Source organism: Blautia sp. AM42-2, from assembly GCF_003480245.1.
Taxonomy (GTDB): Bacteria; Bacillota; Clostridia; order Lachnospirales; family Lachnospiraceae; genus Fusicatenibacter; species Fusicatenibacter saccharivorans.
In genome coordinates this window covers 1-14,205 of the sequence record NZ_QUIM01000009.1, presented here as the reverse complement: position 1 = coordinate 14,205, position 14,205 = coordinate 1, and the positions used below count along the sequence as shown (strand labels likewise).

Annotated in this window: 12 protein-coding genes and 1 pseudogene; all 13 read right to left on the bottom strand. The window is 41.4% G+C overall.

What is annotated here, in order from left to right:
* Position 1: 1 nt before the first annotated feature.
* Positions 2 to 1,507 carry an RNA-binding domain-containing protein gene (locus DW915_RS10710; RefSeq protein WP_118595776.1) on the bottom strand — a complete coding sequence of 502 codons (1,506 nt, stop codon included), beginning with the start codon at positions 1,505 to 1,507 and terminating at the stop codon, positions 2 to 4.
* A 43-nt stretch (positions 1,508 to 1,550) separates the two neighbouring features.
* Positions 1,551 to 2,552: a hypothetical protein gene (locus DW915_RS10705; protein ID WP_118742113.1), complete on the bottom strand. Its 1,002-nt coding sequence runs from the start codon at positions 2,550 to 2,552 to the stop codon at positions 1,551 to 1,553.
* A gap of 13 nt (positions 2,553 to 2,565) precedes the next feature.
* Complete coding sequence (locus DW915_RS10700) at positions 2,566 to 2,892, bottom strand: DUF4357 domain-containing protein (protein ID WP_118742112.1); 327 nt, start codon at positions 2,890 to 2,892, stop codon at positions 2,566 to 2,568.
* A gap of 17 nt (positions 2,893 to 2,909) precedes the next feature.
* The gene (gene pglX, locus DW915_RS10695; RefSeq protein WP_118595779.1) at positions 2,910 to 6,380 is read right to left on the bottom strand and encodes a BREX-1 system adenine-specific DNA-methyltransferase PglX; all 3,471 of its coding nucleotides are present in this window, start codon (positions 6,378 to 6,380) and stop codon (positions 2,910 to 2,912) included.
* A gap of 15 nt (positions 6,381 to 6,395) precedes the next feature.
* Positions 6,396 to 9,944 (bottom strand): BREX system P-loop protein BrxC, encoded by a 3,549-nt coding sequence (brxC, locus tag DW915_RS10690; protein ID WP_118742111.1) that lies wholly within the window; start codon positions 9,942 to 9,944, stop codon positions 6,396 to 6,398.
* Between the two features lie 13 nt (positions 9,945 to 9,957).
* Positions 9,958 to 10,518, bottom strand: coding sequence for a DUF1788 domain-containing protein (locus DW915_RS10685; protein ID WP_055219002.1), 561 nt, complete (start codon positions 10,516 to 10,518; stop codon positions 9,958 to 9,960).
* 10 nt (positions 10,519 to 10,528) lie between these two features.
* Positions 10,529 to 11,134 carry a DUF1819 family protein gene (locus DW915_RS10680; protein ID WP_055219004.1) on the bottom strand — a complete coding sequence of 202 codons (606 nt, stop codon included), beginning with the start codon at positions 11,132 to 11,134 and terminating at the stop codon, positions 10,529 to 10,531.
* Positions 11,135 to 11,148: 14 nt separating this feature from the next.
* Positions 11,149 to 11,367, bottom strand: a complete 219-nt coding sequence (locus tag DW915_RS10675; protein WP_002578407.1) for a helix-turn-helix domain-containing protein — start codon at positions 11,365 to 11,367, stop codon at positions 11,149 to 11,151.
* Positions 11,368 to 11,668: 301 nt separating this feature from the next.
* Positions 11,669 to 11,788, bottom strand: a pseudogene (locus DW915_RS10670) (helix-turn-helix domain-containing protein); the annotation flags it as partial.
* 123 nt (positions 11,789 to 11,911) lie between these two features.
* Positions 11,912 to 12,280, bottom strand: coding sequence for a TnpV protein (locus DW915_RS10665; RefSeq protein ID WP_118601697.1), 369 nt, complete (start codon positions 12,278 to 12,280; stop codon positions 11,912 to 11,914).
* The gene (locus DW915_RS10660) at positions 12,238 to 12,432 is read right to left on the bottom strand and encodes a hypothetical protein (protein WP_118247149.1); all 195 of its coding nucleotides are present in this window, start codon (positions 12,430 to 12,432) and stop codon (positions 12,238 to 12,240) included. The genes DW915_RS10665 and DW915_RS10660 overlap by 43 nt, the downstream gene beginning before the upstream one ends.
* 16 nt (positions 12,433 to 12,448) lie before the next feature.
* Positions 12,449 to 13,144 (bottom strand): cobaltochelatase CobT-related protein, encoded by a 696-nt coding sequence (locus DW915_RS10655; RefSeq protein WP_118595781.1) that lies wholly within the window; start codon positions 13,142 to 13,144, stop codon positions 12,449 to 12,451.
* Positions 13,145 to 13,150: 6 nt separating this feature from the next.
* A complete protein-coding gene (locus DW915_RS10650; RefSeq protein WP_118742110.1) occupies positions 13,151 to 14,083 on the bottom strand; it encodes an AAA family ATPase in 933 nt (310 codons plus the stop codon).
* Positions 14,084 to 14,205: the final 122 nt, after the last annotated feature.

Here is a 14,205-nt window from a genome sequence, read left to right as displayed (position 1 = left end):
ATTATCTCCCTTCCGTATTTTTTACATAAATAGTGCTTCGTGCCGCACCCTCTTTTCTCAAATAACCATCCTTAACCATATTCAGCAAGACAGCTCTGGCTCTACGATGTTTTACATCCAAAATCTCTACTGTTTCAGCAGTAGTAATAGAGCCATTTTCCAATACATATTTATAGATTTGTTGTTCCTGTTCACTATCCGGCATTTTCTTTGTCGTATCTGGCACTGTTTCTGTTTTATCCGGCACTTCATTGCCACTATCTGGCATTTTATCAATAGTATCCGGCACTTTAATGGCGTTATTGAGGTCATTGAGGTCAACAGTGCCGTCAACCTGACCTCGATAAATATTGATACGCAAATCCACTTCGCCACCAATAAACTCCGGCTCCCGAAGTCCGGCAGCTTTCACTTTATCAATAATTCTCGGAATACCGCTTCCCCAATGCTCGATCAGATTCATGTAAGCAAACGCATGGGCAAGGGCTTCATTTCTGATTTTGGAATAACCTTCTTTCATACGCTCCATCGTTTGTCCCATTGGCAGCTTCCCAGGAGAAGTGATTTCCAATCGGTTGTCATATACCGCTACCTGTATCGTACCATGATCCAGATAACTACGATGTACCATAGCATTGATAATCAACTCACGAATGGCATCCGGTGGAATCTCATAAACATCCTGGCGATAAATTCCCACAATAGTAGCACCCAGATGAATATTTCTTAAGACAAACTGAAATGCTTCGTCTATCTGTTCCCAAAGCGGTCCGGTATATTCTCTACGATCAACAAATACCGCTTTCGTTGTACCTTTGAACACACCACATTGCGTTGCAACATGAAGGCCTCCGTTGCCTGTCAAAATTGCAAACGCATTGGATGGAAAATCTTTTCCATCACGCTCGATTAAAATTCCCCAGGAACGCAACTGCTGTCTGCCTACATCTTTAATCGATGCTTTCTGTTCCTCTGTCCGAGCATTTCTGACAGCCTGCTCTTTCATAGCTTTGCAAAGGGTATCAATATCTTCATCTGTAACATTTAACCCAGTACATAAAGCCTGATCATAGTAGCGGTTACTGCCCTCAAACAACAACTCCTTTACCATATACTCATCGGCAAGGCGGGTAGTTCCGGCAACACGGACATATACACCGCCATCTCTACCAAGGGCTTTGATATAATACGGGCGCTGTCTGCCCTCAAAAACCTCTACCACAATGACAGTCTTACCATCAACCGTCTGTAAAGTGATATCTGGGATAATTGCCGGTTCACAGCTGTCTGATACGGCATTGGCAATGGCATCCATTTTCTTGAACACATCTTCCTTGTCAAAGCCAACAACCTCTCTGGTTTTATCGGCAATTCCGAAAATGATTTTTCCGCCGGTTCCATTGGCAAAGGCAACCACAGATTTCATATATTTGAGGCTTTTCTCCGGCAGGTTCTCTTTGAACTCCACATCCTTCGATTCTCCTGCAAGAATTTCTTCTATAGTCATTGTAACACCTCGCTCTCTTTGGCAGCTATTGCCACCATTCATATTATAAAATACCCGCAGTTTTCTTATTTACCACTTTGGAAATCAGCTCATTCATCAAGTCGTTCTTAATATCAATCCACGTTTTCGTATTGTCGATAGCGAGCTGACATTTAGATTTCTGCATAATTGCAGTAATAGTCTGACGAACATAATTTTCCATTTCAATGAGGTCTTGCTTTGAGATATTGCTTCCATCACCTTCATGTAAGGATTCTGAGCGATAACGATAAAAGTCCAGCATCTTATCATGTATTCCTACAACTTCTGCATCATTCTTTCCAAGCAAAACTGCAATGCGATTGGATAACATTTGTTTTTTACCTGGTTGATTTACCGGCAAAAGTGCCATTTCTAATGCTGTCGTATACTGTTCAAATCCAGTTGGAGCATCTGTCTGCTCCAATCCCCACACAAACTCATCAATAATAGGTTTCATCATGGAATAAATTTGTAATTTATAATCTCTTAAAAACTGATTACAGCGTTCAACATCTTCTGTTGCAAGTATATATTTTCGTTCATCATAAGCATTTCTGGTACTATTCTTGCTCGTATGGTTCTGAGTATTATTTATAAAACCCAACACCTTAAATCTGTAATTGAAAAATGTTTGATATAATCCAATGTTCCCGTTTTTATATAAACGCAACAACGAAAATATTTTATGCAAATATTGTACCTCTTGCTCTTGGTAAGCTCCAATTTCATCTTCACATTGGCAAGTCTTATTCGTGATTACAGCACCCGGAACAATCTGAGGACCATCTATCAAAAATACATCTTCTTTTTTTAGGCAGATAAAGTATGAACCATTTTCATCATGTAAACGTGAGCCTATATACTCAATACATAGTTGATTTTTTCCATTTTCAATTTCTGATTTGAATGGGAAATCATCATAATAGCACTTCTCGATAGTATAACCATTTCCCAATTCAAGATTAAGTATACTTTCATCGCAATACATTATAATCGCTGTAATTTTCACAGTAACATCAATCAAAATACCACCCCCATTAACGCAAGCCCTTATCCTTCAAATATTGACCAAGACTAAGTTTCTTTTCAACTTTCCAAGCCTTATACCCATTTGTACTTCGCCCCGTCACAAACTGAGCCGCTGTTGAAGAGCTGGTAAACTCACAGTTTTTAAGAATCTTACCATTCTTATCCACATACTCTGGATTGTCTCGATATGCTTTAGCGGTTTTCCCACCTCTGATATGATTTGCAAAATCCGGACTTATTTTGCCACCTGCCAGAACAGTAATTATCTTTCCATCATATTCTGCCGTTGCATATGCAACTCCTGTACGCTGTGTAAGTGTAACCATAATTTTCATGATTCTTCGTCTCCTATTTATAATTTTTTTAATACTGTATCAAATATTGCATAATTCTTCTTCACACCATCATCCAGATCAATGGAAATCATCTGGTCGGCAAGGTGATGAATCTTTTCCTCGTAAATTCTGATTTCAGTATCCTGCGCCTGCAAGGTATTCAACTTTTTGTTCAGCTTCACACGCTCGCCAGTGGAAGCATTGACCATACGCTGTTCCAAATCCGCAATAGCAGTACGATAACGAGCCTGCTGTTCATGCACATAATCGGTACGGATACGGGCAATGGTGTCCGGCTGATAGCGGTGCATATAAATCAGAGCCTTAAATCCATTCTTCTTGCCGCTGTCAAATAGCCAGTAAATCGGGCGTTTCTGATAAATCTTACAATGATCTTTATAAAAATCATTCAGAAAATAATTCCGAATCACATCTTTCGGCTGACCTTTTCCCCCCAGTGCATCGGCAATGAATTTCAGGTTTTCGTCTAAGGTATCTACACCGTAAACAGTTTTTACGAACTCCACGAATAGACCGACAATATCATCCTCAAAATATTCATCGTCGCAAATCGGGATAATGTTATCCTTATCCGCAGCAAAAGAACTATATTTGCTGTTATCCCATTCTCCACCTGCATAGACAAGACCATCCGCATCCAGAGAGTGGCGACCGAACATACAGCCAACCGCATAGGAAATGAACGAGCGAATATCTCTGCCAAGATCAGCTTTGCGGACAGTAACGTCCTTGTCCTCAACCTCTGGTGTCAGCTCATCCTGTAAACCGTAAATGTCGATGAAAATACGGTTCAATTTTTCCTCATTGGCTTTCAGCTGGTTAAAACGGTCATTGCATTCAGTCTGCCACTGGTCAAAGGCTTCCGCAATGGTAGAAACTTTGCGAAGCAGTGGATGCTTTTGAAAATCCCATGAGGTTTCAAAAGCATCCCAATCCTGCTTTGAAATACTAATATTATATTGGACTAAGGATTTAACCTGCGGATAAAAATTCATATCTTTGATAAATGGCATATTGAGTATATCTTTGATATTATTATTCATTGTCGGGTTTATAATTCTTAAAAGTGCTTGTGACACCTTGGAATTTAAAAATCCTAACACATAATCTATAATAGTTTCATCATTAAACAATATTGTTGCTGCCGCTTTATTAAATGTCAAATTTTTACCAAGTTCTCTTACGCCAAACAAAGGATTCATCGAAACAAGGGTCCATGTGATTCCTCTCCTAAAAAGGATTTCATCTTTGGGGAATCGTGCAATTTTATCTCTTTTATAATGCTGAATCGTGATTGGATCAAACTTTACTACGGTATCAATATTGCCATACCATCGCCTAAATTCACCTCCTTTAGCGTGTAACGCCCACTTCCTTGCTTCAATATCATGAGCATTCACTTCCCACAACAATTTCAAATACTTGTCATTATTACCAGTTAAAATTTGTCCATCAGAAAATGCAACTTTCTCCAATAACTCATTATCATAACAATTAGCAAACTGTTCACTAATCCAATAAGCTATCGGTTCACCTGGTATCTTTTGAAATCGTAGTTGATTAGATATATACCGTTCTTTTCCTTTAATGAAGAGTTCCTCTTTTCCAGTTTGTGTCGTCGGATCAACAAGTCTGCAATATGTACCAAGATAATTGTTCAAAAATGTGTTTCCTATTACAAAGCTGGTTGTTTGTACAATTTCTCCACCAATTTCTTCAAAGGCACGAGCTCCCAAATGCGCCATATTTATAATAGCTTTTTTAGAAATTTTCTTTCTAATATTCTCATAACTTGCAAGGAACATCCAAGCGTGTTGTGTAATCATTGCCTGACAGCCATTTTTCTTTGTCATTTGTCCGCAACGTTCAATAAACACAGCAAACAAATCACTTTTACTATCTGGGTAATCACTTTTAACATAATCAGAGAGCTTTATACTCATACCAGAGCTACCCATATACGGCGGATTTGTCACTACCACATCATACTTCTGCGCCAGTGCTTCTGCCACCTGCACCAACGGCAACAATTCTCTCAGTGCCGTCTCACGGGACATATTTATATCTTCCGTAATCTCTGCAAAACGGTCATACAGTGTAGACCAATCCTGCGGTGTTACGGTCAGAATCGAGCCGTATTCTTTTGCATCATGCAATTCTTTAATGATGGTATCCATAGCTGTCGTGAGCTTTGCATCCCCATTGCAGAAATAGTCCACGGCAAATTCATCTACATGATTGCTCTCTACAATAGCATACACATGGGGCTGAATGCCACGGCTGAAGAAGCGTCGGTCATACTGACGGGCTTTCATCATTACCGCAAAGTAAGCCAGCTGTGTTGCACGGTCATCAATATCCAGACCATAAATATTGTTCTCTACAATGCTTGCCACTGCTTCACGGGTGGTATAACCGTAAGATTCATATATCTTCATCAGCACATCAAACATATACGCAAGAATATGACCGGAACCGGAACATGGATCAATAACTTTCAGCTGATCCGGTGTCAGCGCGGCGTATTCCTTGCGAATCTCGGCAAGCTGTGCCTGCACTTCCGGCTCCTGCTCAGCTTCTTCCAGATAGTAGTGCCATTTGGTATCTTCCGGATCACGGTTTCCGGCAGCATAGGCAGACTGTTCTTCCTCGGTAGGAAGAAGCTGCTCTTTCACATCCGGATGTCCCTCCAGCCATAAACGACCAAGACTGTTCTCTACCATGTAGCGAACAATCCAGTCTGGTGTGAAAAGCTGAGTTGCTGCGGGGATGTTTTCTTTTGTGATTTTCACATTCTTTTTCAGTGCTGCGAAAACGTCATCCTTTTTCTCACTGTTATAATACTGATACAGCCAGCCGATGATCTGGACAGCATCCTTCCAGTCATCCTCCGGTATCAACTCGATCATCTGCTGAATGACACTGCCTTCACGGAGCAGATTGTCCGGCAGAAGAAGCTCGGTGTAGTCCGCAATCTTCTGGAACATTCCCGGCAGAATCTTATTCAAGGCGTTACACTGCACGATCAGCAGATATTTATACAGTTCTTCGGTCTTTTCGGCATCTTTCAGTTCATAGACCTTTTCCATATCCAATCCATCCAAATCCAGATGAATGGCTTCGGTTATAATCTGCGGCTTAAAGTTGTTTTCCTCGTCCGTGAATACACGCACATGGGAAGGAATGTAACCGTTGACTTCCATAAATCGTAGAGCAGAGAAGCGGTTGAACCAAGTGTAGGCAACCTCCTCCATGACCTGCTTATAGCCTTTATCGTTAATCTCGGCAATCAAAGCCTGACGTTGTTTCTTTTCATCAGCAGTGAGGACTTTGCCGCCAACGCTGTCCGCATTGGCGGCCTCGATATTATCCTCTGTGATACCGTATTCCACGCCTTTTAGGGAAACACGGGCGATCAGCTCTGTTCTTGCCCAGACAGCAAATTTTTTAATCGCATTCTTATCCATACTCGTCTCTCCTCGTTAGTTCAGCTTGATCTCATCGCAATTTTTCAAGAGTTGCTTCAGCTGAGAACGAATCTTCTCTACATAATCATCAATGTCTTCATCCGTTTGTAAGGTCTTTGCCTGGAATACAACCTGTCGGTTATAAGCACGGACAACCTTTTTCTTTGCCGGAGCAGTTTCTTTTCCTGGCTGTGTCGGCTGTACCTGCGGCTTCGGTGCAGGCGGAGCCAGAACTGACTCGATATTGCTGATAGTATCATCCTTGTACTGGCACATCGGCAAGAACATAGCATCCAGAAGGGCAAGGCTCTTTAATTCTGCGATTTTCTCCTTGCACTGACTGAAATACCGATCCGATTTTTCAATCAGATGGGATGCCTTGGAATCGCCGTTTGCAGCAGTATGGGTCGCTTCCATACACTGACGAACCGTTTCCAGAACCTCAGCACGTTTTTCTTCCAGCATCTTGTCATGGGCGGTGCGAACCGTATCCATCAACGGATTCAGTTCACGAATCCGGTTATAGTTGAACTTGCTTCCGGTCTGAACCATCGTAATCAATCGAATAGTATTCAGTGCCTTATGTGCTTCCTCATTTTCTGCAATCCGGTCAAGGTCATCATGCAGAGATTTTTCAAACTGCACTGCCTGGTCGAATACTGTTACCTGGGTTTTGAAGAAGTTTTCAATGCCGTTGCTCATGGCTTCTTTATTGTTGAAAAGAGCATCCTCTTTTTTCAGCACACGCTCAATCAGGGCAATATTGTCTTTCTTCTGAGAAAGAACATCATCCATCAGATGAATAGCTTCCTGCACTAATGCACGATCCGGGTATTTATGTCCGTCATAACAAGCATCCAAAGAAGCATAGTAATCACGCTGCTCGGTAAACTTCTCCGTCACAAAGCGAATCAGACCATCTTCATCATCCGGCACATCCATAATGTCGAAATACTCTCGGAGCATCGCTTTTACATCACGCATCATCGTAGCAGAAATGTTTTTACGCTTGCTGATGGAAGTCTTGCCGATCTCACTCTTTTTGCGGAGCATATCCGGCAACTTCGGGTCATCCGGCTGAATGGTATTGCCTGCATACTTGATGGTTACTTTCTGGGAATAAATCAGTTGTGCCGCAACCGCAGCAATATCGATTTCTTTCCATCCATACGGAATCGCACTGTATTTGCTTTGCACATCTGCCATAGAAGTCGGCAACTTTTTCACATCCTGCATTTCCAGATATTCTTCCATAGCAGAAGCAGCATCACGGTTCGGTTCCATGCCCGGAAGTGCCGTTACCGCACCTGTCAGAATCGCAATAATATCTACATCACTGCCTGCATTATCTGTAATCAGGTCGAGCTTGCTATATACATGGGCAACCAGATATTCAAGCAACTGGTCAATCTTGCTCTTAGCATTTCCAGCTCTGATTTCCAGATGCTCACCGTCTACATAGAACTGCGCCCCTTCAATAGCATTTTGCAATTCGCTCATGGCACTCAGCTCATATTTTCCGGCTTCGTCTTGCTGGTCACTGATAATTTTCTGCACAGTTTTTGGAAGCTGGCTTACATTTCTCTGCTTTACGTACTTACGAATCTTCATAGCAGATTCCAGAGATTCATAGTAAGGCGTATCAGCCAGAACCACGATTGCTTCATTACCTTTGGACTCCGCCATCAGACGGTAATCTGTTTTTTCAATAGCATCGGTAGCAACGGTCAGGAAACGCAGACGCATACCACCTGTTGCCACTCCAACTGTAATGCCGTCCACCATCTGATCGAAAGCAAAGTCATATTTTCCATAACGGAACTTCTTGGTTGTGAAAATATCACCGTAAATCATCTGAGCGATACGCTCTACGATAGAAGCGGTATCTACATTGGTATCCCGGATTTCACGCTGAATATCCTGTTCTTCATCCGTCAGGAAGTTATAAGTGTCTCCGGTTCTGCCGATATAGTTCTGGCTCATCAGACGGTCAAGGCATCCACGGACAGCTTCACGCATGATAATCTTATCCACACGAATATCATCTGCCATAAGGATAACGATATTGTCCAGATTGGAAGGAATATCATCAATATACCGAATCAGATACAGGAGTTTCAGTACATCTACATCCTGCTGTTCGATGCCATCACCGTTGTCGGCAGCTTTTTGGCAACGTTCAATTACACGACGAATTGAACCATCCAGAAAAGTATGTACGGTATCATAAAAACGGAAGAACGGAACAAGTGCATACTCATCCTTCTCCTGAATTTTCTGTGCAGCTTCCTGGAAACCGGACAGCATGGAACGCTCACCACCGGAAAGGTGCTTGCCGGAATTTCCGTGCTTGCGGATTTCAGCAAATACCTTCTGCATAATAATAAACTGATACGGCACGAACGGGAAGTTCTCAGTAAATTCCCTCGGACCGGAATAGCCTTTAATATCCAGAATAGAGCCATTGAAGCTGAACAGGTTACGCAGGACAGAATCATTCTGCTCATAAACGGTTTCCAAATCCATTGTTGCTTCCGGTTTCTTTTTCAGAATACGCTTCTGGATGACTTCATCCACGGAGGAAGAAGATAAGCTCAGTCTTGTTTTGAAACGAGCCTGGATACGGGAGAACTCATCGGCACGAACTTTGATGATTTCATCAATGGCTTCCTGTCCGGTGCAGATCACCCAAATCTTTCCTTCACACTCACTTCCGATTTTTTCTGTCAAAGACTGGAGGTTCAAAAGCATATCGGTGTCTGTGCCGACATACTGACCAACTTCGTCGATCATAAACAGCAGACGGAAGTTCGCTGGTTTAGTATCCACATAGGCTTTCATATCTTCCACAAGCTGAGCAATAGATATTTCTGTTGCCGTTTTATCATTGAACCATGCCTTGGCATCGTCCTCACTCATATCCAGAACTTCCATTAAAGTCGGAATAATAAACTTTCCATTGAATGCAAAGGCACGGCGCATTTCCATCCAGGACTTGCCTTTCTTTTCTTCAAAAACTCTGCGAAACTCCTCAGTTTTTCCCTGCTGGTCAATATAACGCTCCATCATGGCAACTTTCAGATTCTCACCGTAAAATCCCAGATGGTTGTAGAACATTTTGGCAAATACACGAAGAACCGCAGTCTTATCTTTATTGCTGAATCCCTCAATATCAATATTGAACAGAATTGTCTCGGTCTGTCCCTTTGTGGCACGATCAATCAGCATAAAGGTTGCCGGGTCGTCCTCAAACTTTTTACGGAAACGCTCCACACTGCGAATGCCTTTTACCTCTTTATTTTCCAAAAGGTAGGAAAGCATTTTCAGGAAGTGAGATTTACCACTTCCAAAGAAACCGGAAATCCAAACACCCATATCGGCTGTCGGCTGGTCAAAAGCATCACCGTAATAATTGAAGAACGTAATGAAATGTTTCTTCAATTCTCTGGTAATGACATATTCATTTAACTCCTGCTCGATTACATCATCAGCAGCCTGATCTACTTTAATTACACCATTGATTTTGCGGTTAATGTCATCCGCAAACATATCTCGAATCATCATGGCTTTATCCCCCTTAATCTATGACATTGAATGCCCGGTAATAATCATTTGGTGTCAGACGATTAAACAGTTTTACATGACGACCATCAAACTCACCCGGATACATAACCAAAATCGGAACATCCGAAAAATACGGTTGCAAGGCTTCCAATAACGTATGGATTCTCATAAACGGGAACACCTCGCCCACACCTGTCAGCATCAGCACATCACCCGGTTCGTGTGGCTCATACTGGATTTTATCAATGAACTCTCCATTGCCGATTGCGGAGTTAAGCTGCTCCAGAAGATAAGCACTTCCGTCAGCTTCTTCCATATCGGGAATTGCATCTGTGATGTCCATATCATCGCAGATAGAGAGAAATGTTTTATATAAATTACAAACGATCAAATGGCAATCTAAGGACTGATCAGTTTCCAGCTGATTCACAAAATGACGGACAACCATTTCATTCTCCGGTTCATAACAGAAGATTCTGATATTCACCTCATTGCTGAGTCCTTTGCCTTCCAGGAACTCCGGTTCCTGAATCAATGCCCGAACTTTGTCCAGGCGTTCTTTTATGTCACTCATTGGCTACCTCCTAAGAAAAGCAATTAAACGCCGGCAGTATCGCCATATCACCATTGCTTCTGATGGCATTCTCCAAAACAGGATGCAGCCATACTGGATTCAAATGATCTGCCCCCCGGTTGTCGAGATATTCTGTTTCAACAAGCACTCTGGCAATTATCTGTTTTAACTTTGTTATTGTAGTATCGCTCCAGGAAGCCACGGTATCATTCTGCTCCTGCAAGCGCATAAAAAATGTATTCAAATCTATCTTACCAAAAGACGTGTCCCTTAATCTGTACTTCTCGCCAATGACGGTCAGCATAAATTCCCAGACCAGTCGGCTCTGCTTCATCAACGCATACAAACAAATCTGTTTTGCCACATCCGTCGGCTGTGAAGCAATCGCAGAAACCAGAGAATCATCTTCCAGTGCCTGAAGCCGTTTGATGCAGGCTTTCGCCATGCGTGTAATAGATTTTTCCGTTGGATACTGAAAAAGATTCTGCTCTACAATTTCTTTAACAATTGCATCATCGGAATTTCCTTCTGCCATTAGCTTTGCGGTAGAACGCATTTCGTAGAAAAGGAACGGCTCTCTGGTCAAAGACGCAATATAAGGATAAGAATGATCCATGTTCCCGTACCTCCTTACTGCTCCTCTTTTTTATCAGGAACAAATTCCATGATGTCTCCCACATCACAATTCAAAGCAGAACATATCTTTGACAGAATCTCTGTACTTACATTTTCATCTTTTGATAATCGAGACATCGTTGTTGTACTAACTCCTGTCATTGCACGCAAATCTTTCTTCATCATTTCTTTATCAATTAACAATTTCCACAATTTCTTGTAACTAACTGCCATTTTTTCACCTCAATCTTATTTGCTTGAAATATCTGTTCACATGGTATTTATCATCATATCATAAAAATGCGTTTCAAACAATCTAATCTACCAAAAATCGTAATTCAATTCTGAAATATCGCATTTAAAATCACAAGAAACACATCTTAATAAGACAAGCTGAAAGTACAAGTGCCACTATATATCCGATTCCACAGAAAAATTTTATCTCGTTTATTTTCTCTGATTGCAATCTTATCCTTTTTTTCAATTTTTGCACTTCGTTCTCAGCTGTCTTTCTATTCTGTTCCGCCTGATACTTTAAACTTAACATCAGCGATAATAGACCTTTCGCTTTCAATGTCAGATTCTTATTCTTGAAATGATGATTACTCATTACCGTAAAATTCTTAGTTCTCTCTACACGAAAAATCTGTGCCATGCTCCCATCCTTCTTTCCAGTTCAAAAGGAAAAGACGCAAGCCATATCTTATGACTCACGCCTTACTTCGCTCACAATATTCTATTTTTATCAGTTACCTGCCAGATTAGTTACTGGCAATCCTTATACATAAATCAATTCTTTCAGGATAATCTCTTCTGCAATCGCTCTGTGCTGATTGGCAGCTCTTACCCATGCCATCTGATCTTTCTCCTTATCCGGCAGTGGTTCTTTTTCTTCCAACTGTTTCAGAATCACTTCTTCCCGTTCCCTGGCTGCCTTGTCCACTTCCAGAAGATGCTCTCCTATCGTATCCTGCAGAAGCATCACCTGATAGGTTGAATTTCGATGGTTTTTCAGATAATCTCTGCGAAGAAAACCATACTTGCCAAGTTGCTCCATCTGTTCACCGGATTTATAGGTGAGATTCGGGATTACTTCAAACTGTCTTACTCCACTTCCTCCAGTTCTGTTCCTTCTGGAAGAATATATCCGCAGTTATCACATACTCCATCCTCTGCAAGTATCCCGTCTTTCACAAAGGCTTCAATGCCTCCCGGTTCATGACAGTGTGGACAATCTAATTCCTGTATCTTTTTCTGATTTCTTACATCCTGGCAATTGGCAAATTCAATTTTACCCATAGTGATTCCTCCATTTTCATTCCATATCAATTTGTCTTCGCAAAAAAGTTCCTACTATACGGGAAAAATTGCTGATATTACGAATATAGGCAAAGTCTTTTCCATAGATTCTCTTTTCCACGGAGAGCTCTTCTTCATTCCCTACAAAAATACCAATTACGAAAATTCCCTGATTTCTGGCCCGACGTACCTCATATGCAGTATCTTTCACAGCTTTTTCTCCGTCATAGATCTTGGGCTGGCGGGTTCCTGGTCGTTGTATGCTCATATCACAGGGTTTTCCATCACTTAATACGATTAAAATCTTATTTTTTTCCGGTCGCTCCATGAGAGAGGAACCGACTGTTTTCAGTGCAAGCCCATCTCTGTTATTGGCATATGCACGAAATTGAAAGATTCTTTCATTTGTTTCCCTTGGTTCTTCATAATTCCGAAATCTCTGAAGAGGCAAAAGCATATCTTCTCCAGCAGAAAAATGTAATTTTTTCATCAAATACATGCCAAGTTTCTTCTGATCAAAATATCGTGCAAAGGCACCCTGCTTCACTGCCTCATACAGAACCGTTTGTTTTGAATAAACATATTTTTCTGTATCCGGTTCAAATTCCGTATCATAATCACCACTGACTGTCCAAAAAAGATTTCTGATACGATTGCTGATCTCCAGATGATGTTCTTCCAGTTGTTCCGCCGGCCATCTGACATCCTCCATACAAGTTTACCCCCATATGTCTTTTCCGGTCCAGGAAGATGGGATTCTGGTAGAAACCACATCTTCTACGATCTCTTTTTCAAATACATCAAAACTTTTATTTATGATTCCCATCTGGATTGCATCAATTGGAGAAAGTCCGCTTCTTGTTGCTTTTACAGCAGAAACCAATCCTCTCAGGTCAAGAGATTTTGTTGAGATTTCTCCATGGTAAGCTTTGATCTGCAAATCCAGAAACAGTCCTGCAAAAGCTTTCAGTGCACTTTTTTCCCCATCTGGAAAATGTTGTCTTAATACAAAAAGGACACTATCCTCATCCATTTCAGGCATATCAATTACCATAAACCTTGAAACCAATGCTTCATTTAGCTCTCTGGTACCTGCGTAACCATAATTCATCGTGCCGATAAATCGTGTTGCCGGATGAAGTAAAATCCTGTTATATCCTGGAATATCGATTCTGCGCCGATGATCCAGTGTGGCATGCAGTACAGAAACCGCATCATTTTTTGCCATATTGATTTCGTCCAGGATTCCAAATCCTCCAAATTCCGCGCATTGGTAGATGGGGCCTTTCCGAAGGCGAACCTCATTATTTATAAAGGTATCCGTTCCAATCAGATCGGCACTGTCTGTATTTACATGAAAAGAAATATCATATTCCGGTCTTCCGAATATCCATGTCAGTGTCTCACATAGTACATTTTTTCCTGTAGCTTTCGCGCCGGAAAGTAAAAGGTTATCTCCCTGAAGAAGCGCTGCTATTGACATTTCCAGAATCTTTTTCCCATAAAATAGGATATCCGGTTTTTCTACTCGTTCCTTTACCTGATCCTCTACCTCATAACGCATGTGAAAATCTCTCAGTTCTCCAATCAGTTCCTGCGCTACCTTCTGGTCTTCTAAATATTTTTCTATTTCTGTCCAATGACTTCTCATGAAGATTTTCCCTTCTTTGCAATTGGTTATATCAAATCAGATAATATTTCTGTTTACTCAATCGTGAACCTCACATGACTAAAGCCACGTGCTTCCGGCCGCTTTAAGCGGCAGACCAAATA